This window comes from Streptomyces sp. NPDC002994, assembly GCF_040611155.1.
Taxonomy (GTDB): Bacteria; Actinomycetota; Actinomycetes; order Streptomycetales; family Streptomycetaceae; genus Streptomyces.
Genome location: NZ_JBEXNQ010000010.1, coordinates 81,556 through 99,839, shown reverse-complemented (window position 1 = coordinate 99,839; position 18,284 = coordinate 81,556). Strand labels below are relative to the sequence as shown.

Annotated in this window: 18 protein-coding genes and 1 pseudogene; 9 read left to right on the top strand and 10 right to left on the bottom strand. The window is 68.8% G+C overall.

Annotated elements, in window-relative coordinates; genetic code table 11:
* Positions 1-999: a hypothetical protein gene (locus ABZX79_RS15780; protein ID WP_355256738.1), complete on the top strand. Its 999-nt coding sequence runs from the start codon at positions 1-3 to the stop codon at positions 997-999.
* A 34-nt stretch (positions 1,000-1,033) separates the two neighbouring features.
* On the opposite strand, the gene ABZX79_RS15775 is transcribed toward ABZX79_RS15780, so the two are convergent.
* Together ABZX79_RS15775 and ABZX79_RS15770 are read right to left on the bottom strand one after the other, a co-directional pair.
* Positions 1,034-1,807, bottom strand: coding sequence for a bifunctional DNA primase/polymerase (locus tag ABZX79_RS15775; protein ID WP_355256736.1), 774 nt, complete (start codon positions 1,805-1,807; stop codon positions 1,034-1,036).
* A 185-nt stretch (positions 1,808-1,992) separates the two neighbouring features.
* The gene (locus ABZX79_RS15770; RefSeq protein WP_355256733.1) at positions 1,993-2,658 is read right to left on the bottom strand and encodes a TetR/AcrR family transcriptional regulator; all 666 of its coding nucleotides are present in this window, start codon (positions 2,656-2,658) and stop codon (positions 1,993-1,995) included.
* A 146-nt stretch (positions 2,659-2,804) separates the two neighbouring features.
* On the opposite strand from ABZX79_RS15770, the gene ddaH reads away from it, so the two are divergent.
* Positions 2,805-3,674 (top strand): dimethylargininase, encoded by an 870-nt coding sequence (gene ddaH, locus ABZX79_RS15765; RefSeq protein ID WP_355256730.1) that lies wholly within the window; start codon positions 2,805-2,807, stop codon positions 3,672-3,674.
* 101 nt (positions 3,675-3,775) lie between these two features.
* Here the strand turns inward: ddaH and ABZX79_RS15760 are convergent, their stop codons facing one another.
* Positions 3,776-4,795, bottom strand: a complete 1,020-nt coding sequence (locus tag ABZX79_RS15760) for a small ribosomal subunit Rsm22 family protein (protein ID WP_355256727.1) — start codon at positions 4,793-4,795, stop codon at positions 3,776-3,778.
* A 115-nt stretch (positions 4,796-4,910) separates the two neighbouring features.
* Between ABZX79_RS15760 and ABZX79_RS15755 the strand changes: the two genes are divergently transcribed.
* Complete coding sequence (locus tag ABZX79_RS15755; RefSeq protein WP_355256725.1) at positions 4,911-6,224, top strand: hypothetical protein; 1,314 nt, start codon at positions 4,911-4,913, stop codon at positions 6,222-6,224.
* Between the two features lie 53 nt (positions 6,225-6,277).
* On the opposite strand, the gene ABZX79_RS15750 is transcribed toward ABZX79_RS15755, so the two are convergent.
* Both ABZX79_RS15750 and ABZX79_RS15745 read right to left on the bottom strand, forming a co-directional pair.
* Positions 6,278-6,985 carry a hypothetical protein gene (locus ABZX79_RS15750; RefSeq protein ID WP_355256722.1) on the bottom strand — a complete coding sequence of 236 codons (708 nt, stop codon included), beginning with the start codon at positions 6,983-6,985 and terminating at the stop codon, positions 6,278-6,280.
* Positions 6,986-8,089: 1,104 nt separating this feature from the next.
* Positions 8,090-9,373: a Bcr/CflA family multidrug efflux MFS transporter gene (locus ABZX79_RS15745; protein WP_355256719.1), complete on the bottom strand. Its 1,284-nt coding sequence runs from the start codon at positions 9,371-9,373 to the stop codon at positions 8,090-8,092.
* An 80-nt stretch (positions 9,374-9,453) separates the two neighbouring features.
* On the opposite strand from ABZX79_RS15745, the gene ABZX79_RS15740 reads away from it, so the two are divergent.
* Entirely contained in the window at positions 9,454-10,530 is a 1,077-nt protein-coding gene (locus tag ABZX79_RS15740) for a Gfo/Idh/MocA family oxidoreductase (RefSeq protein WP_355256716.1), read from the top strand.
* Here the strand turns inward: ABZX79_RS15740 and ABZX79_RS15735 are convergent.
* Positions 10,472-12,061, bottom strand: a complete 1,590-nt coding sequence (locus ABZX79_RS15735) for an alkaline phosphatase D family protein (protein ID WP_355257104.1) — start codon at positions 12,059-12,061, stop codon at positions 10,472-10,474. The two genes, ABZX79_RS15740 and ABZX79_RS15735, sit on opposite strands and share 59 nt — an antisense overlap.
* Before the next feature lie 140 nt (positions 12,062-12,201).
* On the opposite strand from ABZX79_RS15735, the gene ABZX79_RS15730 reads away from it, so the two are divergent.
* From ABZX79_RS15730 to ABZX79_RS15715, 4 genes and pseudogenes are all read left to right on the top strand, one after another.
* Positions 12,202-12,954, top strand: a complete 753-nt coding sequence (locus ABZX79_RS15730) for an SDR family oxidoreductase (protein ID WP_355256713.1) — start codon at positions 12,202-12,204, stop codon at positions 12,952-12,954.
* A 44-nt stretch (positions 12,955-12,998) separates the two neighbouring features.
* Positions 12,999-13,889 carry a PhzF family phenazine biosynthesis isomerase gene (locus ABZX79_RS15725; RefSeq protein WP_355256710.1) on the top strand — a complete coding sequence of 297 codons (891 nt, stop codon included), beginning with the start codon at positions 12,999-13,001 and terminating at the stop codon, positions 13,887-13,889.
* Positions 13,890-13,966: 77 nt separating this feature from the next.
* Positions 13,967-14,415 (top strand): annotated as a pseudogene (locus tag ABZX79_RS15720) (lamin tail domain-containing protein).
* Between the two features lie 118 nt (positions 14,416-14,533).
* Entirely contained in the window at positions 14,534-15,499 is a 966-nt protein-coding gene (locus ABZX79_RS15715) for a thermonuclease family protein (RefSeq protein ID WP_355256707.1), read from the top strand.
* Positions 15,500-15,888: 389 nt separating this feature from the next.
* On the opposite strand, the gene ABZX79_RS15710 is transcribed toward ABZX79_RS15715, so the two are convergent.
* On the bottom strand, positions 15,889-16,146 hold the full coding sequence (locus ABZX79_RS15710) for a hypothetical protein (protein ID WP_355257127.1): 258 nt from the start codon (positions 16,144-16,146) through the stop codon (positions 15,889-15,891).
* Between ABZX79_RS15710 and ABZX79_RS15705 the strand changes: the two genes are divergently transcribed.
* Positions 16,087-16,239 (top strand): hypothetical protein, encoded by a 153-nt coding sequence (locus tag ABZX79_RS15705; protein WP_355257101.1) that lies wholly within the window; start codon positions 16,087-16,089, stop codon positions 16,237-16,239. The genes ABZX79_RS15710 and ABZX79_RS15705 overlap by 60 nt on opposite strands.
* An 11-nt stretch (positions 16,240-16,250) precedes the next feature.
* Here the strand turns inward: ABZX79_RS15705 and ABZX79_RS15700 are convergent, their stop codons facing one another.
* The 3 genes from ABZX79_RS15700 to ABZX79_RS15690 form a co-directional block, all read right to left on the bottom strand.
* A complete protein-coding gene (locus ABZX79_RS15700) occupies positions 16,251-16,574 on the bottom strand; it encodes a nuclear transport factor 2 family protein (RefSeq protein ID WP_355256704.1) in 324 nt (107 codons plus the stop codon).
* A gap of 126 nt (positions 16,575-16,700) precedes the next feature.
* Positions 16,701-17,183 carry a hypothetical protein gene (locus ABZX79_RS15695; RefSeq protein WP_355256701.1) on the bottom strand — a complete coding sequence of 161 codons (483 nt, stop codon included), beginning with the start codon at positions 17,181-17,183 and terminating at the stop codon, positions 16,701-16,703.
* Positions 17,183-17,908, bottom strand: coding sequence for a hypothetical protein (locus ABZX79_RS15690; protein ID WP_355256699.1), 726 nt, complete (start codon positions 17,906-17,908; stop codon positions 17,183-17,185). Before ABZX79_RS15690 ends, ABZX79_RS15695 begins: the two co-directional genes overlap by 1 nt.
* Positions 17,909-18,284 lie beyond the last annotated feature (376 nt).

Here is an 18,284-nt window from a genome sequence, read left to right as displayed (position 1 = left end):
ATGAGCAGGCTGGGCAGGCGGAGCACGCTGAGGCGGCTGGGAACGAGTCTCGCGACAGCGACGGCGATCTCGATGACGGCGAGCGGCTGCGTGACCGTGCACGGCGAGCTGGAAGTCGTACGGTCGGCGACGAAGTCCGAGGCCGCACAGGCCCTGGAGGACTTCACAGCGGCGTACAACAAGGCGGACAAGGCGTACGATCCGGCCCTCGACGCGGGCCGGGTCACCGGCGCGCTCGGCGCGATCAACCAGGCCGGGCTCAAGGCGCGCCAGGCGCAGAGCCCGGGGGGCAATCCGCGTCACGTGCCGCTGGAGCTGACGGACGCGAAGTACGCCATCCCCAAGAAGCAGGGCTGGCCCCGGTGGTTCGTCGCGGACACCGACAGCAACCGTGACAAGGACAGCGGCCGGCTCGACACGCGCTGGCTGCTGGTGTTCGTACGCGGAAGCGCCGACCAGCTGTGGGAGGTCTCGCACCTGGCGGTGCTGACACCCAACGAGGTCCCGGACTTCAAGAAGGACAAGGACGGCTGGGCCGAGCCGGTCAGGCCGGACGCGCCCGACCTCGCGGTGCCGCCGAAGGATCTGAGCGAGCAGTACGCGTCGTACATGCAGAACGGCGAGCCCGAGAACTTCGCGCCGGGGCCGCACACTTCCGCCGTACGCCAGACGCGTCAGAAGTCGGCGCGGCAGCTCGGTCGCACGGTCCAGTACCTCGATCAGCGGCTGGACACGGGGGCGTTCGCGCCACTGGGACTGGTCACGGCGGACGGCGGGGCGACGGTGTTCTTCGCCACCCGCCAGTTCGAGCAGCAGACCGTGGCGCAGGGGGTCCGGCTGGACCTCAACGCCGACGTACGGGCGCTGATGACCGGCACCGCGAAGACCAGGCTCACCAAGGAGCGGGTCTCCAGCCAGGTCGTGCAGGTGCCGGTGAAGGGCAAGCAGGTGACGGTGCTCGCCCGGATTCAGGGGCTTACGGCCGCCAAGGGGTCGTAAGTGAGCCGGTCCGGCTTCCTTTGCTTCGACCGGCTCAGCGGCCCAGGGGCCAGGCCACCGCGTGATGGTCGTCCGGGTCGTCCTCGCCGACGTACCGCGCGCAGGCGTCGGTCAGCGTCTCCAGGAGGGTCAGCGGGTCGGGCAGCGGATGTTCGAGGCCGCGGACCCAGCTGACCTCGTGCTCGCCGGGGAGTTTCGCGGGCGGTACGAGGACGTAGCTGCCCCGGCAGTGCCAGCGCAGTCCCGGATGCTCGTCCATGGTCTCGGGGTGGCAGTCCAGCTCGCACGGCCACCACTCGTCCTCGTCGTCCGGGGTGCCGCGGGTGGCGGTGAAGAACAGCAGGCGCGCGTCGTCGCCGTTGCTGGCGCCGAACTCGGCGACCGGGCCGACGTCGACTCCGGCTTCGAGCAGCCGCTCAAGGGCGCTGCGGCCCGCTTCGAGCGGTACGTCGAGTACGTCGTGGACCATGCCGGTGGCGGTGATGAAGTTGGCCTGCGGCTGGCCCTCGGCCCAGCGTTTGATCTGCGCCGCGTCGGTGGTCGACTGGGTCTGCCAGGCGAACGAGACGGGGTGCCTGGCGGGGGTGGGACAGCCGACCCGTTCGCACGAACATCGGTATCCCGCGGGATACGCGGCGGGGGCGAGCGGCAGTCCCGCGGCGGCGGCGGCCAGGAGAAGAGCCTCGCGGCCCTCGGCCAGGTCGTCGGCGTCGGTGGCCTTCGGGCGGCGGCGCAGCCACTGGGGAAGTCTGCTTTCCACTGTCTGCCTGCTCTCTGTGCCGCGATAGCGGCCGAAATCGGCGCCCATTCAACCCCTCACCTCAGCGTTGTGCTGTCCATGCTGCCACCATCCTGCGCCTCGGGTGGCCTCAGTCCCCATCCGGGGTACGTGGGCCGATACCACAGAGGTGGTGTGATTGGCGCCTTTGCCCCGATAAGTGGCGTCGAGGTGAACGTACGGTGAACTCCGTGAGCGAACTCACCTCAGGCACCTCAGCGCGGCGTGAGGCCGCCCAGCGCGTAGTCGACGACGGCGTCCGCGTACTCGTGCGTGAGGGGGAGGGTGCGCAGCAGCCAGCGGTGGGCGAGCGGGGCGACGAGGAGTTCGAGGGCGATGCGCGGGTCGATTCCGGCTCGTACGTCGCCGGCTTCCTGCGCGGCACGCAGCCGCTTCACGTACAGCTGAAGCTGCGGTTCCAGCAGCTTGTCGACGAACTCCGCACCCACCTTCGGGTCGACGACGCCTGCGGCGGCGAGGGCGCGGGAGGGGGCTTCGTACTTCGGGTCGACGAGTTCGTCGACGGTGGCGCGCAGGACGGTCCTGAGGTCGGCCGCCAGGTCGCCGGTGTCCGGGATCTCGTACTCGCTGCCGGTGGCTCCCGCTGCCTCCGCCGCCTGTTCGCCGAGGTCGATGAAGGCTTCGAGCAGGACGGCGGCCTTCGACGGCCACCAGCGGTAGATGGTCTGCTTGCCCACGCCGGCGCGGGCGGCGATGCCCTCGATCGTCGTCTTGGGGTAGCCCACCTCGCCGACGAGGGAGAGGGCCGCTTCGTAGATGGCGCGGCGGGAGCGCTCGCTGCGGCGCGTGGTGTCGGGGGTTCTGGGGGATTTGGGTGTTCCGGTGGTTCCGGTGGTTCCGGTGGTTCCAGTCTCGGCCATGGCGCCAATCTACCAGCGCGACGAGACGCCTCGTCTCGCTGCATGGACGGAGGGCTGACGCCGGCTGACCAGTCGGGAACCACCCGATCGGTTCACAGCGCGACAGGCCCGTTCGGCGCGACCATGGCTTCCTCACGGCACACTCTGTGCCCCATGCCGCTCGTGAGGAGCCCTCATTGCCTCGTGACGCCTCACCCCGCCGCTACCTGATGTGTCCCCCGGAGCACTTCAGGGTCACGTACTCCATCAATCCGTGGATGGACCCCGGAAAGCCGGTCGACCTGCCGCTCGCCCTCACTCAGTGGGAGGACCTGCGCGACCGCTACCGGAGCCTCGGCCACACCGTCGAACTCCTCACGCCCAGGCCGGGACTGCCCGACATGGTGTACGCCGCCAACGGCGCCACCGTCATCGACGGGCGGGTGCTCGGCGCCCGGTTCGCGTACGCGGAGCGGGCGCGGGAGGCCGAGGCGCACCTGGAGTGGTTCCGCGCCCACGGCTTCACGGAGATCGGCGAGCCCGCGCACATCAACGAGGGCGAGGGCGACTTCGCCGTCACCTCGTCGTGGATCCTCGCCGGGCGCGGCTTCCGCTCCAGCCCGCTCGCGCACGACGAGGCGCAGGAGTTCTTCGGCCGCCCGGTCATCGGCCTGGACCTCGTCGACCCGCGCTACTACCACCTGGACACCGCGCTGGCCGTCCTGGACGACCGTACGGACGAGGTCATGTACTACCCCGACGCCTTCTCCCCCGGCAGCCGGGCCGTCCTGGCCCGGCTCTTCCCGGACGCGATCATCGCGGAGGAGGCGGACGCGGCGGCGCTCGGGCTGAACGCGGTGAGCGACGGGCGGCACGTGCTGCTGCCGCAGACCGCGCTGGGGCTGTTCGCGCCGCTGCGGGCACGCGGGTACGAGCCGGTCGGGATGGACCTCGGGGAGCTGCTCAAGGGCGGCGGCAGCGTGAAGTGCTGTACGCAGGAACTGCGCGGGGAGCCGGGCGGGGAGCCCGGAAGCTGAGCTCGGCGCCGCGCGGCCTTGCTGCCACTTCGGGCTTCCCTCACCACCGCTCGGGAACGGATAGCACGCAGGGGCCTTAGACGGGGTGGCGATTGCTCGCCCTAGGGCTGGTGCGCGTCTGACGGGGGCGGCGGCCACGCGTCGCCCCAGTCGATGTCGCGGGCCGCCCGGTAGAGGTCGCCGTGGCGCTTCTTCGTGACCGTTTCGCGGGTGAGCTCTTCCGGCTTTGTGCACAGTTCCAGCAGGACCATGCCCTTGCGGATCTGCGGCCTGCGGATCACGCGGTTGGCGGCCGGATCGGCTTCCACGTCGTCGCGGACGGCGGCGACGTAGCTGAACTTCTCGTCCTCGTACGGCAGCGAGCCGCCCTTGACCTGGCGGTGGAGGGAGGAACGGCTGACCCGCGCCGAGAAGTGGCACCAGTCGGTGCCGGGCTCGATGGGGCAGGCGCCGCTGTGCGGGCAGGGGGCGGCGACGCTCATGCCGGCGTCGATGAGCTGCTGCCTGGCCTCGATGACGCGGAGGTAGCCGTCGGGGGTGCCGGGTTCGACGATCACGACGGCCTGGGCGGCGCGGGCGGCTTCCGCGACCAGGCTGGCGCGGTCGGCAGCGGTGAGCTCCTTCAGAACGTACGAAATCGTAACGAGATCAGTGCTCTCAATCCGGAGCGCCGATCCGATACGAGAGCGCTGCCACGTCGCGGCGCGCAGCGCGGGCGACCCGGAGGCTTCGGCGAGTTCCCGGCCGAGCGCGAGGGCGGGTTCCGCCCAGTCGATGACGGTACTGGCCGCCTTCTCCTGCCACGCCTCCGCCACGGCCCAGGTCGCCGCACCCGTCCCCCCGCCGATGTCCGTGTGGGTAGCCGGGATCCACTCGGGGGCCGCGTCGCGCAGTGCGGCGAGTGCGGAACGTACCGCCTCGAAGGTGGCGGGCATCCGGTACGCGGCGTACGCGGCGACGTCGGAGCGGTCGCGGAGCACGGGGGCGCCGGTGGGGGTGACCCCCCGGTAGTTCGCGATCAGCCGCTCGACGGCCTGTGCGGCCTGCTTGGGCGGCAGCCCGTCGAGAAGTCCGGCGAGTGCGCTGCGCAGGGCTTCTGCGGTGGGGAGGGTGGAGTTCACTGTCGAATTTTAGGCACTTCTGGAGTACGCCGGGGGCGCCCGTACGAGGGCCGGAGGGCCTTGCGGCCGAACTGATCTGCCACACCAGGCAGTTGCTACGCTGACGCCCGTTGACGTGACCATCGGGGGGACCATGGGACAGCGGGTCGTACGGGTGGCTCTGGTGACCGGAGTGATCGTCCTGGCACTGCTCCTCCTGCTGGCCACGTGCGGCGGCGGCAACGAGGGCGAGAAGCGGACGAAGCCGGAGCCTGCGAAACCCGCGAAGAAGAGCGCGGCCGTCGGGCCTGCGACCCGGCTGGCCGTTCCTTCCGCGTACACCAGCGAACAGGGCTGGCAGATCACCAACGTCTCACCGGACTACGCGGTCGCCCCGAGCGCGGGCCGGGTCGGCTACCTGGAGCGGGTGTCCGCCACCCGCTTCCGGCTGCGGACGGTGGACGCGGCGAGCGGCAAGACGCGGTGGAAGGGTGACGCCTGGCAGCCCCTGTCCGACCCCACGTACTTCCCCCGGCTGCTGACCGTGGCCAGGGACGGCCGGGAGTACTTCGTCACCTGGTCGTACGGAAAGGTCGGCGAGGACGCGCTGACCTCGGCCGACATGATCGTGGCGCTGGACGTGTACGACGTCGAAAGCGGCGCCCAGCAGCGGGTCGAGCTGCCTTGGGAGGACGTCCCGACGGTGAACGGCGCCGGCCCCGGCATCCTCGTCAGCGACGGCGGCGCGGAGAGCGCGGTCGTGGACCCGGCGACGGGCCTGGTCACGCACATCGCTGCTTCGGACCTCCGCTACCCGAAGGGCTGCGGGGACTGCCGGGTGCAGACCCAGGTACGGGCGGTGACGGAGAAGGGGCTGCTGGTGAGCGGCCGCCGCGAGTTCTGGGTCCGGGGCGGCTGGCACAGCCGAAAGACCGCGCCCGCCGGAACGGATTCGGCCTCGGGCGTACCGACGTCGGTGACCGACGGCCGGGTTCTCGCCAGATGGCAGAAAAAGCGGGCCGGCAAGGGCGCCGCAGACTACGACGTGTGGGCGGTCCACGACACGGCGACGGGGAAGGTACTGGCGAAGGCGGAGTGCCGAAAGCCGGCCATAGAGCCGGGGACGCGCCCCCAGGCGGCGGTGGCGCCGGAGGGCCGGTACATGGTGGCGGGCAGCCTGGGCTTCGACCTGGAGACGGCCACCGGCCACTGCTTCGAGGAAGCGGACGGCACGAAGCCACTGTCCCTGACGATGGTCACGGACACAGGCATGGCCTACGGCACGACGACCACAAACACCCCAGTAGAGGCCGACCTCACAACATCCCGCCCCACAGCCCTCCCAACGAACGTGCACATCCCAGCGGTGGAGGTAGCGGGCACGGCCCTATTCCCCTGGACCGACCGCAAGGACCGCCCCCACCTGATCGCCTACGCACGCCGAAACTGACACGGCGAGCGCTCCGAGCAACAGTCCGCGCCGTCGGACGAGCCGCCGCGAACTCAGCCCCCAGTCGCCGGGGCCCGCATCTCTCCCGCAAGCCATGTTCGCCACACGTGGCGTGTGTTCGGTACGTCGGGGCGATCGAGAAGCCAGAGAACGTAGTCGGCGTGGAGCCGTGCCCATGGATGGTCCGATTGGGCGGCCGTACCGAGCCTGCGGCGCAGATCATCGCTGTCGACGGCCCGCGCAACGCGAACGTACTCGCGGTCCTTACAGCGGTAGGCCCGCTGGACGACGATCTCAACCAGGTCGGTGAGCTTGGTCCTGAGCGTTTCGTCGTGGTCGGAGGCAGCCATGATGCGGATGAGTCGCTGCTTCGTGCCCCATTCCTTGGCGTGCTCTGTCCATTCCTGCGGGTACCGCGCTTCCCACTCCAGAAAGAGAAGCGCGTAGGGCAGACCCGGCCAGGCCGTGATGGCCACCCCGTCGAGGTCTTCACACAACCCTCCTGGGAGGGAATGCCTACCGACTTCGTAGTACACCTCGCGCGCCCGCTTGAAGGCCGACTCCCGGTACTGCTCCTCCGTCCCCAGCGGCAACGTCAGCTGCCACAACTCGTTGGAGCGATCGAGAGCATCCCGGGTGTTCCTCGTGGCCTTGTCCTGATGCGCAAGCGCCACTGCCCGCTCAGCAGGATCGTCCGATATGAGACCAAACGCCCAGCCCAACCGCGCACTCCAGGCATCGGCCTCCGCTTCGTTCGTCACGCCGGAGATCATCTCCCAGGCAGCGCGACCACGTACATCCATACCCCTGGTCGCTGGCCTTTGCTGCTGCGTGAGAACCCGGTCTTGAGGACCGCCAACCTGAGCGCGGCAGAACTTTCCCTACTTCATCAAGAGCGCAGGTCTCAGTCCCACGAGCCAGTAGCTAGGCCCAGCCCACTCACTGGCGAAGCGCCTCTGCGTGCAGGCGCCGTGCCGTTGCTGCACAGGCTCGGCTCCCGCCGACACTGTGGCGATCATCGTTGGCGTGCGCAGGTTCGCCAGCAAACGCCACCCCGAACTACCCATCGCGCCATTACGGGCGCGGTATACCTTGCAGAGAGTTTGATGCCTCTCTCCCCCGCACGCCCGCCTGCTCCTGGGCGGGTCCCAACCCCGTTGGGAACATTGAGAGATGGGAGATCAGGCGAGATGGAGCGATCGACAGCACGGGGGCGCTGCCGCAGGCGAAACCAGGTACCGGACTGGGCTCAACTAGCGGCATTGATTCTCTCGGCGGTCACTGCCATCGCAGGGTGCGTCGAGCACTTTGTGTGAGGGGGCAAAGGTAGTCCGGACGGCTGGTTGGGTGGCGAGCGAGCCCGGCCGCAATCTACTCGGCCGGACCCGCCCATAGCCCCGCATATGGGCCTGGCTTCGGGGTGCATCCCGGGGCCAGGCCTTATGCGTGGTCCTGGAACCTCTCGGCTCCAAGACGAGGAAAGCGCAAATCAACGGGTGCTTCAAGGTCCGAGCCGAAGACCAAGATCAAGAACTTGGCGAAAGCCCGTGGTTAACCGTGGCGCTAAGGGGTGGCGCGGTGCAGGCCGACGTAGATCAAAAATGAACGTCCTGGTCAGCGCGTTGCGAGGGGTGGCGAATCCTGGCGAATGAAGGTCTGACTCCACACCACTCCGATCGCCTCCGGGGTCGATGCCCAGGACTCGATCCGGCGGCGCGTCTTGTTCCCGCAGGAACTGGAGCGTTACGCGTCAGCCGCAGGATTTGAGGTCGTGGACATGGTCGACGAGTCCGGGGGGACCGGGCTTCCCGGGCCGACTGCGTACACAGTGGCCCGGTACGCGCGCTGACGCCCCAACACGCCCGTCACACCGAGGCGGGTGAGCGCCGCCACGGGCGGCACAGGGCCGCGAAGCACGTCAGTGATGCCAGGGCGCACGTCAGTTGGACCACTGCCATCGGGACCGCCGTCGCCTCGCCCGCGATGCCGACCAGGGGCGACGCGATCGCGCCGATCAGGAATGACGACGTACCGAGCAGCGCGGACGCCGAGCCCGCCGCGTGCGGGGTGCGCATCAGGGCCAGGGCGTTGGTGTTGGGGAGGGCCAGGCCCATCGACGACATCAGGACGAAGAGGCCGGCCGCGACGGGAACCAGGCCGACCTTGCCGAATACGCCCGTGGTCATCAGGAGCAGCGCCAGGGACGCGAGCGCGATGACGGTCAGGCCCGTGGCCAGCACCTTGTCCATGCTGACCCGGCCCACCAGCAGCTTGCCGTTGATCTGACCGACGGCGATCAGGCCGACCGAGTTGATGCCGAAGAGCAGGCTGAAGGTCTGGGGCGACGCGCCGTAGATCTCCTGGACGACGAAGGGGGATGCGGCTATGTACGCGAAGAGGGCCGCGAAAGCGAGGCCGCCTGCCAGTACGTAGCCGGTGAAGACGCGGTCCGCGAGCAGGCCGCGCATCGTACGGAGGGCTTCGCCTACGCCTCCCTCGTGCCGCCGGTCCGCCGGCAGCGTCTCGTGCAGCCACTTCCACACCACGAGGGTGAGGAGGACGCCTACGCCGGTGAGGACTACGAAGATGCCGCGCCAGTCCGTGAGGCGGAGCACCTGGCCGCCTATGACGGGCGCGATGACCGGCGCGACGCCGGAGATCAGCATGAGCGTGGAGAAGAAACGGGCCATCTCCACGCCGTCGTAGAGGTCGCGGACGACCGCCCGGGCGATCACGATGCCCGCCGCCCCCGCGAGCCCCTGGAGCAGGCGGAAGGCGATCAGGAGCTCGATGGAGGGCGCGAAGGCGCAGATCGCGGTGGCTACGACGTACACCATCATGCCGAGGAGAAGCGGCTTCCGGCGGCCGAACCTGTCGCTCATCGGGCCGACCACCAGTTGCCCCAGCGCCATGCCGGCCAGGCACGCGGTCAGTGTGAGCTGCACCGTCGCGGCCGGCGAGCGCAGGGATTGCGTGACGTCGGGGAGAGCCGGGAGGTACATGTCCATGGAGAGCGGTGGCAGCGCGGTGAGCCCGCCGAGCACCAGCGTGACCAGGAGGCTTGTGCGTCGGATTGCGGGGCTCGCGGTCGCTCTTTCCGCCCCCGTGCCGGATATGTGACCTTGCGTGGACTGGCCTGTCTCCGGCATTCGCATCTCCATGTCGTTGAATCTGCACCTATGCTCTCAGCTCGTCCAGAGTGGTCGAGACCTTTTTTCCGGGGGCTGGGATGAGCAAGGAAACCGTACGGTGGGGCGTGCTGGCGACAGGCGGTATCGCGTCGTCGTTCACCACGGACCTGATGGCGATGCGCGAGACCGACGGCGCGGAGGTGGTCGCGGTCGCCTCCCGTACGGCGGAGAAGGCGAAGGCATTCGCCGACCGGTTCGGAATACCGCGGGCGTACGGAAGCTGGGCGGAGCTCGCCGCGGACGAGGACATCGACGTCGTGTACGTCGCCGGCCCGCACTCCGCGCACCGGCAGGCCGCCGGCCTGTGCCTGGAGGCGGGACGGGCGGTGCTGTGCGAGAAGGCGTTCACGCTCAACTCGCGCGAGGCCGAGGAGCTGGTCGCCGTGGCCCGGCGCCAGGACCGCTTCCTGATGGAGGCGATGTGGATGTACTGCAACCCCGTCGTCCGGCGGTTGGTGGAGCTGGTGCGGGACGGCGCGATCGGTGAAGTACGGACCGTACACGCCGACTTCGGGCTCTCCGGGCCGTTCGACGCCGAGCACCGGCTGCGGGACCCCGCGCTCGGCGGCGGAGCACTCCTTGACCTCGGCGTGTACCCGGTGTCGTTCGCGCATCTGCTGCTGGGCGAGCCCGACCGCGTACAGGCGGACGCACTCCTGTCGCCGGAGGGCGTCGACCTGAACACCGGCATGCTGCTCGGGTGGGATTCGGGTGCGACGGCGCTGCTGAGCTGTTCCATCACCGCCGACACCCCCATCACGGCGGCCGTGACGGGGACGAAGGGCCGGATCGAACTCGGGCGCGGCTTCTTCTACCCCGACCGGTTTGTGCTGCACCGGAACGGGACTCAGGACGCGGAGGAGTTCACCGCCGGGATGGACAGCCGTCACAGCCTCCAGTACGAAGCCGCCGAGGTCATGCGCTGCCTGCGCGCGGGCGAGAAGGAGTCGCCGCTCGTGCCGCTGGCCGGCAGCCTCGCCGTCATGCGGACGCTCGACGCCGTGCGTGACCGCATCGGCGTCCGCTACCCGGGGGACGAGAAGGAGAGGACGGGAGCTAAGCAGGCTTCAGGCCCGGGTTCCCCGCCTCCGTCACCAGCGACGCGGCGGTCGTGACCGGCGCGCCGGGCGTCGTCACCGCGGACACCGTCCGGAAGTCCGCGCGCGCCACGTCCTCGCCGAGCGTGACCGTCGTGTAGCCGCGCCTGCCGTTGTAGAACCGCAGGTGCGCGTTGCCCTGCATCAGCCGGTCGTAGTTGGCGGGCCGCTCCGCGCCGTCCTTGCCGCTGGATATGGAGGTGGTGACGAACTCCGTGCCGACGGTGCGCGAGTCCGGGTCCTCGAAGTCCTTCTTCAGGTCGAAGGCGTACGAGACGTGGACATCGCCCGTGAGCACCATGAGGTTGTCGACGCCCGCCGCCTCCGCGCCGTCGAGCACACGCCTGCGGGAGGCCGGATAGCCGTCCCACGCGTCCATGCTGACCTTCGGATCGCCCACGCTGCGCCGCCGGGCGAAGGTCACCTGCTGCGGTACGACGTTCCACAGCGCCCGCGACTCGCGCCAGCCGTCGATGAGCCACCGCTCCTGCTCCGCGCCGGTCATGGTGCGCGACGGGTCCTCGGACTCGGGTCCGGGGAGCTGCCAGCCGTCGCCGTACGCCTGGTTGGACCGGTACTGGCGGGTGTCGAGGATGTCGAACTGCGCGAGCCGCCCGAAGTGCAGCCGCCGGTAGAGCCGCATGTCGGCGCCGTCGGGCCGCTGCGGGGCGCGCAGCGGCTGGTTCTCCCAGTAGGCGCGGTACGCCGCCGCCCTGCGCAGCAGGAACTGCTCGGGCGGTACGTCGTTCTCGGGGGCTGCGCCCGCGTAGTTGTTCTCGGTCTCGTGGTCGTCCCAGGTGACGACGAAGGGGTGCGCGGCGTGCGCGGCCATCAGGTCCGGGTCGGACTTGTAGAGGGCGTACCGCAGCCGGTAGTCCTCCAGCGTGACCGTCTCGCGGTTGAAGTGCGCGGGCAGCCGGCGGTCGGTGTGGGCGCGGGCGCCGCCGACGCCATTCACCGCGTACTCGTACACATAGTCGCCGAGGTGGAAGACGACATCGAGGTCTTCCTCGGCGAGGTGCTTGTACGGGGTGAAGTAGCCGTCGTGGTACGCCTGGCAGGAGACGGCAGCGAGCCGCAGCTCGCTGATCCGCGCGTCGCGGGCGGGGGCCGTGCGGGTGCGGCCCACGGGGCTGATCCAGTCACCGGCGCGGAAGCGGTAGTAGTAGACCCGGTCGGGTGCGAGCCCGCCGGCCTCCACCCGCACGCTGTGGTCGAACTCGGGGTGCGCGGTGACGTGGCCGCGCCGGACGGTGCGGCTGAAGCGGGCGTCGTACGCGAGTTCCCAGCGCACCTGGACGCGGGCCTGCGGCAGGCCGCTGTCCGGTTCGTACGGCTTCGGCGCGAGTCTCGTCCACAGGAGTACGGACCCGGGGAGGGGGTCCCCGGACGCGACGCCGAGGGTGAAGGGGTCGTCGGTGATCTTCTTGGCGTCGAACTCCGCGGCCTGGGCGGTCCCCGGGAGGTTCGTCGCGAAGGCGAGCGCGGCGGCCGCTCCGGTGACGGTGAGGAACCTGCGGCGGTGGATGTGCCGTGCGGCGGCCCGCATTTCGTGGCCGTGACCCGATGTGACGGATGCGCCCGGTGTGATTGTCATCTGCCCCTCCCCTGACGGCTGTTGTCAGAGGTATTGCAGTGGCACGGGGCGTCGCCGCGCTTTCATGTACGTGTCACGTACGCTGCTGGGCCATGAACCCTCAGACGAAGATCGCCGTCGTGACCGGAGCGGGCTCGGGCATCGGCCGGGCCGTCGCCATCGCCCTCGCCGGGGCGGGCTGGTCGGTGGCGCTGGCTGGACGGCGTACCGCGACCCTCGAAGAGACCGCGCAGGAAGCGGGCGGCGAGACCTTGTGCGTACAGGCGGACGTGTCGATTCCGGACGACGTGAACGCCCTCTTCGCCGCCGTACGCGAGCGCTACGGACGCCTCGACCTGCTCTTCAACAACGCGGGTACGTTTGGGCCGCGCGGTGTGCCGCTGGAGGACATCAGGTACGAGGAGTGGCGTGCGGTCGTCGACGTGAACGTCACGGGCGCGTTCCTGTGTGCGCAGGCGGCGTTCCGGCAGATGAAGGGTCAGGACCCGCAGGGCGGCCGGATCATCAACAACGGCTCGATCTCGGCGCACTCGCCCCGGCCGAACTCCGTCGCGTACACGACCACCAAGCACGCCATGACGGGCCTGACCAAGTCCCTCTCACTCGACGGCCGGCCGTACCGGATCGCGTGTGGCCAGATCGACATCGGCAACGCGGCGACGGACATGACGGAGCGCATGCAGGCCGGAATCCTTCAGGCGAGCGGCGAGCTGATGGCGGAGCCAGTGATGGATGTACGGGACGTGGCGCGCACGGTTGTACACATGGCGGAGCTCCCGCTCGATGCGAATGTGCAGTTCGCGACGGTGCTGGCGACGACGATGCCGTACGTCGGGCGAGGCTGAGCGATCACGGGAACACCTGGGCGGCTCCCGCCGTTGGGCGCGATATGAAGTCATTCACTCAAGCCGACGTCCTTCGCTACACCGCCTTCTCCACCGACCCGCGGGGCGGCAATCCGGCGGGCGTCGTCCTGGACGCGGCCGGACTCGACGACGCGGGCATGCTGGCCGTGGCGGCCGAGCTGGGGTACAGCGAGACCGCGTTCCTCACGGAGGAGCTGGAGCCCGGACGCGCCTTCACCGTCCGCTACTTCAGCCCGAAGGCCGAGGTCCCGTTCTGCGGCCATGCCACGGTCGCGACGGCTGTCGCGCTCGCCGAGCACCAGGGACGCCCCGGCGACCTGGTCTTCGAGACACAGGCCGGCACGGTTCCGGTGAAGGTGACCGAGAGCGCCGACGGTACGTACCGCGCCACCCTCACCAGCGTCGAGCCGCGCGTCGAGGACGTGGCGGAGGGTGATGTGGCGGAGGCGCTGGCCGCACTGGACTGGCCGGCCGCCGACCTGGACCCGGCGTTCCCGCCGCGCATCGCGTACGCCGGTGCCCGCCACCTGATTCTGGCGGCGGCGACCCGCGAGCGGCTGGCGCGGCTGTCGTACGACTTCGAGCGGCTGGCCACGCTGATGCGCCGCCTGGACCTGACGACGGTGCAGCTGGCGTGGCGGGAGGACGCGACGACGTTCCACGTCCGCGACCCGTTCCCGGTGGGCGGTGTCGTCGAGGACCCGGCAACGGGCGCGGCGGCGGCGGCTTTCGGGGCGTACGCACGCGAACTCGGCCTGGTCCCGGCGGATTCGACGCTCACCCTCCACCAGGGCGTCGACATGGGCCGCGCCGGCGTCCTGACGGTCGAACTCCGCGCGGGCGACGGGCGGATCAGGGTCGGCGGCGCGGGTGCGCGCATCCCGGAGGAGATGTCTGGCGGCCCGAACACGTGAACCCCTGACCGGACCGGGTCCTTGCGCAAGGTGCGCCCCTACACTCCTCTTCACAACTCACACACACGGAGTGCACCTTGCGCATACATGTTGCCGCTCTCGCCGCCGCAGCGGCGTCCCTCCTCGTCGTCGCCACCCCCGCTCAGGCGGTCACCAGGGCGGACTGCACCTCGGGAAGATCCAGTACAACAGCCCGGGCAGCGACAACCGCAGCAACACCTCGCTGAACGCCGAGTGGGTCGAGATCCACAACAACACGGGCTCGTCGATGCAGCTCAGCGGCTACAAGCTGAAGGACGACGCGAACCACACGTACACCTTCGGCACGTACCGGATCGGCGCCTACAAGACGGTCCGCATCCACACGGGCAAGGGCACGAACACGGCGGCCGACCGCTACTGGGGCCGCGACTCCTACGTCTGGAACAACACCAGCGACAGGGCCCGCCTGATCAAGCCCAGCGGCACCCACCTGGACTCGTGCTCCTGGACGACGAGCAACAACGGCACGAAATACTGCCACTGATTACCACCGATTGCCCCTGACGAGCCGCAGCAGCGGCAATCCCCAGAAATGGGGCATTGCCGCTGCTGCTGGTCAGGGTGGAGAATGACGGTCACAGGCCCTGCGCGCACGAAAGAAGATGCGGGCCATGAACCGCAGGCCGCTCACCACCGCCGTCCTCGCACTCACGCTGACCACGGGCACCGCCCTTGCCGCATGCGGCGGCGGAAACGACGCGGGTCAGAGGAACGACGACGGCGGTGCCGTTACTTCGCAAGAGACCAGGCCGCGCGAAGACACCCCGCCCCCACGCGAGGACGCCACCCCACCCCGCGAAGAGCCCTCCCCCAAGCCCCCTCGTGAGCCACCTCCCAAGCCTTCTCCAGAGACCTCTCCTCCGAACGAGCCCGCCCCTCAGGGCGAAAGAGAGGAAAGGGAGGAAGAAGCGGAGAGTCAGCCTCCCGAACCACCCGTCACCGATGGCCGATCGACCGTGGTCGAGCGAATAGTTGACGGCGACACAATCGAGGTCAGCGGCGACGGCCAAATCCTCCCCAGGGACTCATCACTGCGCGTACGCCTTCTGGCGATCGACGCCCCTGAGGAAGGAACCTGCTACAGCGACGAAGCAACCGCACGCCTAGAGCAGCTGTTGCCCGTGGGCTCGACCGTTCGCATCGAGCGGGACAAGGACCTCAAGGACAGGTACGACCGCTACCTGCTGTACGTCTGGAACGAACAAGGCGAGTTCGTAAACGAATCCCTGGCGCGTACGGGGCACGCCGAAGCGGTTCTCTTCGAACCCAATGACAAGCACTGGCCGACCATCTCGCAGGCCGGTGACGCCGCCGAGCTGAACGACTCAGGCCTCTGGTCCACCTGCGCCCCGGAAACAGACACCCCCACACCCCCCGACACTCCCCCGCCTGCCGATACTCCGCCGCCCACCGACATCCCGGAGCCGGCCGCCCCCGAGGGCGCCTATCCCCCCGGCCCTCCGCCCGGCCCCGACCTGGATTGCTCCGACATCCAGGGCCCCGTGATGGTCGGCTCCGACGACCCCCACCGCCTCGACCGCGACGGAGACGGCATCGGTTGCGAATGAGAGAGGACCGAACTATGCGTGGTTCCGGTGTCCCGGCCGGGAAGATGAGCCCCACCGGGAGCGTCCTATGGGCGCTCATACCCCTCTTCACGCTCGGGCTGGGAACGCCGTTCGCACTCGCGTGGGCGGCGCACCGGCTGAGGTCACTCGGTCTCGCCCTCAGCGCTTTCGTAGCGCTGATCATGATGGTCATCGGGCTTGCGCTCGTTGACTCCCCCGAAGGCTCGGCCGGGAGCACTACGGCCACTTGGCTCATTGTCACGTTGATAGGCGGCGGCCTCACAGCCACATTCGTGACTCGGCCACGGCTTGTTGACCCGGCCCACAGCTACCGCACGAGGCCGAGAGCCGCGGTCCCGGGGCCCACGTGGTCGCCCCGCACCAATCGGTCAACGCCTCGAGCTTCGGACCCTGCCATTGACGACGCTCTCGAACGTCGGCAGCGACGGGCCGAAGCCCGGCGCCTCCTCGAACGTGATCCCGCCCTCGCACGAGAGCTGCTGATCGGCCGACCAGATCTCCACCGGCGATACGACGACGGCGGCCTCGTGGACGTCAATCACGCACCGGTCGCGGTTCTTGCCGCGCTGCCGGGCTTCACGCCGGAATTGGCCGAACGGGTGGTCCACGCCCGCGTCGAGCACCATGGCTTCGACTTCGCCGAGGAGCTGGAGGCCTATGCCGACTTGCCACGAGGGCTCGCCGACGAACTCGCGGAACGGTTCGTCTTCCTCCGATAGCCTCGGGCCGCCTACGCCTGCCCCGTTTCGAAGCGGGCGATCTTTCCGCCGTCGATGATGAAGTCCCAGGCGGTGCGCATCTCGCCCCAGGTCTCATTGCGGTAGCGGACCAGCAAGGAACGGCCGCCCGCCGGCTCCGACTCGACGTCCATGTGGCCGGCCGAGGAGAAGATCTCCCGCTCCGTCCACTCGCCGAGATCCCTCTCGGTCCCGTCGTCGGACATGGTGGCCGCAGGGGCCAGAGCGTCCTGGAACGCGGCGCGGTCGTTGGCGTTGACCGCGGCGACGAACGCGCGCACGGCCGGCTCCGAAAGCTGATCGACAGACATGACCACGGCGAGTCTCCTCATTCGTTTCGGCGCCCCCGGTCAAGGATGCGCCCTGGCGTCGGACGACGAGCCCCCTGACACATAGAGACCGTGACAGCGCGCCCGGCGGCCGACGCCAGTACTTGATCGACGTCAGGGAGCGGGTGTTCCGCTGCCGCCCTGACCGCCCGGTGACGCCGCGGCAGGATCCTGAGCGGGCGACGCCGACTGAGGGGGCACTTGGGCAGCCTGAGCCTCGGCGTTCATCGTTCTGCCGGTTCTGTTCATGAACCCGTTCATCGCCTGGGTTGCGATGGTTTTCTTCAGGACGAAGATGGACGTCACGGAGGTGAGCGGGATTCCGCAGAGGGTGACACACCAGCCCGGATGGCCTTTGAGGACCAGCTGGTAGCCCAGCCAGATGAAGCCGATGACCAGCAACCCGGAAACACAAATACCGAGCACAGCCACGGCGGTGTTCATCATTGCGCTTCTGAACGCTACTCGGGCCGGGTAGTTGATGGCCTTGAAAGCCAGCTTCAGATTCTTCGGTTTAACGCCCTCAAGTTGTTTGGTGAGGTCGATCAGGCGATCGACGTCAACCTTGTCGGCGTCGGCTTCTGCGGCGTGAGGCATCACCGCGCCTCGCTCACGTCAGACGTACGAGCTTCGCTCACGTCGGACGCCAGTCGCCTCAGCGTGCGAGCGACCACGTGGTTGACACTGGCTGCCTGCATCAGGTGCTCTACAGAAATTCCACGCCCGTCACCCTGGCTCGAATGGCGGCCGGGAGATTGCTCCGCGTCCGTATATTCGGTCATGATTTCCCCAAGAATGGCATTGGCCAACTCGGGGTTGTCCTGACTGAGGCGCAAAAGCTGCTTGGTTTCCAAATCGGCGACTTTGGACTCTGCCATTTGACGCAGAACGGCGCGCATAGCCTGGGCGTTCTTCAGTGCGAGCGCCTGTCGAGCCAGAGTCCACCGAAGGACAGCGAAGAACAGGGCAATCGCGAGTGTGGCGCTGGCCGAAATCGCACTGACGGCGATTAAGGGCCAGGCAGTGTCGCTGGCCATGGCGATCGTGCACAGCACCAACGTTGACACGGCGCAGAGAAAACTTCCGGTTACCGCCGTGATACGCAGCTTTGAGAGCGGTCTATGCGTGTCACTGATACCCCTGGCGCCGCCTTCGGACGCCTTTTCCTCTTCGGCTTCCACGACAGAGAGGGCGGCGATCAGCGCCTCGACCCCCTCGTCGAAAGTCCGACTTGTCGCCGACTGAACGCTTGGCCGGGCCGGCAGCACCCGGCCGGTCGGATCGAGAACGCTCAACATACCTGCGGTGAAGTTCGGTCCCATGACACCCCCCTGGGAGCACGCACGTTAGGTCTACCCAACGTAGCAGATCAACAACGCTTTGTGATCCCGGTCACTCCGTTCAACGTAGCGGAGTCGCGGCCCGCCTGACCAAAGAAAATGGAGGATCGACCGGGCCGGAATGGCAGAATCGATTCTTTCGTTCGAAACCAGTCGAACACTCCACTCCTCTGTTCACGCAGGCCCCTCATATATCGCTGCGCGAAATGACTTAAATCGTGGAAGCCGTCCACAAAGGCGGCGACACACGCATCCCGGCTCTCGTCGAACGCCTGACGGACAGATCCTGAGTCGCATTGCCGACGGCTGATCGTTGTCACCGAATCCGGGGATGACCGAACGCGGTCCGTGTCACCAT

Bases quoted from the DNA above. Each gene is read 5' to 3' on its own strand.
- ABZX79_RS15780 (WP_355256738.1), top strand. From the start codon at position 1: ATGAGCAGGCTGGGCAGGCGGAGCACGCTGAGGCGGCTGGGAACGAGT.
- ABZX79_RS15775 (WP_355256736.1), bottom strand. From the start codon at position 1,807: ATGGGCGCCGATTTCGGCCGCTATCGCGGCACAGAGAGCAGGCAGACA.
- ABZX79_RS15770 (WP_355256733.1), bottom strand. From the start codon at position 2,658: ATGGCCGAGACTGGAACCACCGGAACCACCGGAACCACCGGAACACCC.
- ABZX79_RS15745 (WP_355256719.1), bottom strand. From the start codon at position 9,373: ATGCCGGAGACAGGCCAGTCCACGCAAGGTCACATATCCGGCACGGGG.
- ABZX79_RS15740 (WP_355256716.1), top strand. From the start codon at position 9,454: ATGAGCAAGGAAACCGTACGGTGGGGCGTGCTGGCGACAGGCGGTATC.
- ABZX79_RS15735 (WP_355257104.1), bottom strand. From the start codon at position 12,061: ATGCGGGCCGCCGCACGGCACATCCACCGCCGCAGGTTCCTCACCGTC.
- ABZX79_RS15730 (WP_355256713.1), top strand. From the start codon at position 12,202: ATGAACCCTCAGACGAAGATCGCCGTCGTGACCGGAGCGGGCTCGGGC.
- ABZX79_RS15725 (WP_355256710.1), top strand. From the start codon at position 12,999: ATGAAGTCATTCACTCAAGCCGACGTCCTTCGCTACACCGCCTTCTCC.
- ABZX79_RS15715 (WP_355256707.1), top strand. From the start codon at position 14,534: ATGCGGGCCATGAACCGCAGGCCGCTCACCACCGCCGTCCTCGCACTC.
- ABZX79_RS15710 (WP_355257127.1), bottom strand. From the start codon at position 16,146: ATGGTGCTCGACGCGGGCGTGGACCACCCGTTCGGCCAATTCCGGCGT.
- ABZX79_RS15695 (WP_355256701.1), bottom strand. From the start codon at position 17,183: ATGCCTCACGCCGCAGAAGCCGACGCCGACAAGGTTGACGTCGATCGC.
- ABZX79_RS15690 (WP_355256699.1), bottom strand. From the start codon at position 17,908: ATGGGACCGAACTTCACCGCAGGTATGTTGAGCGTTCTCGATCCGACC.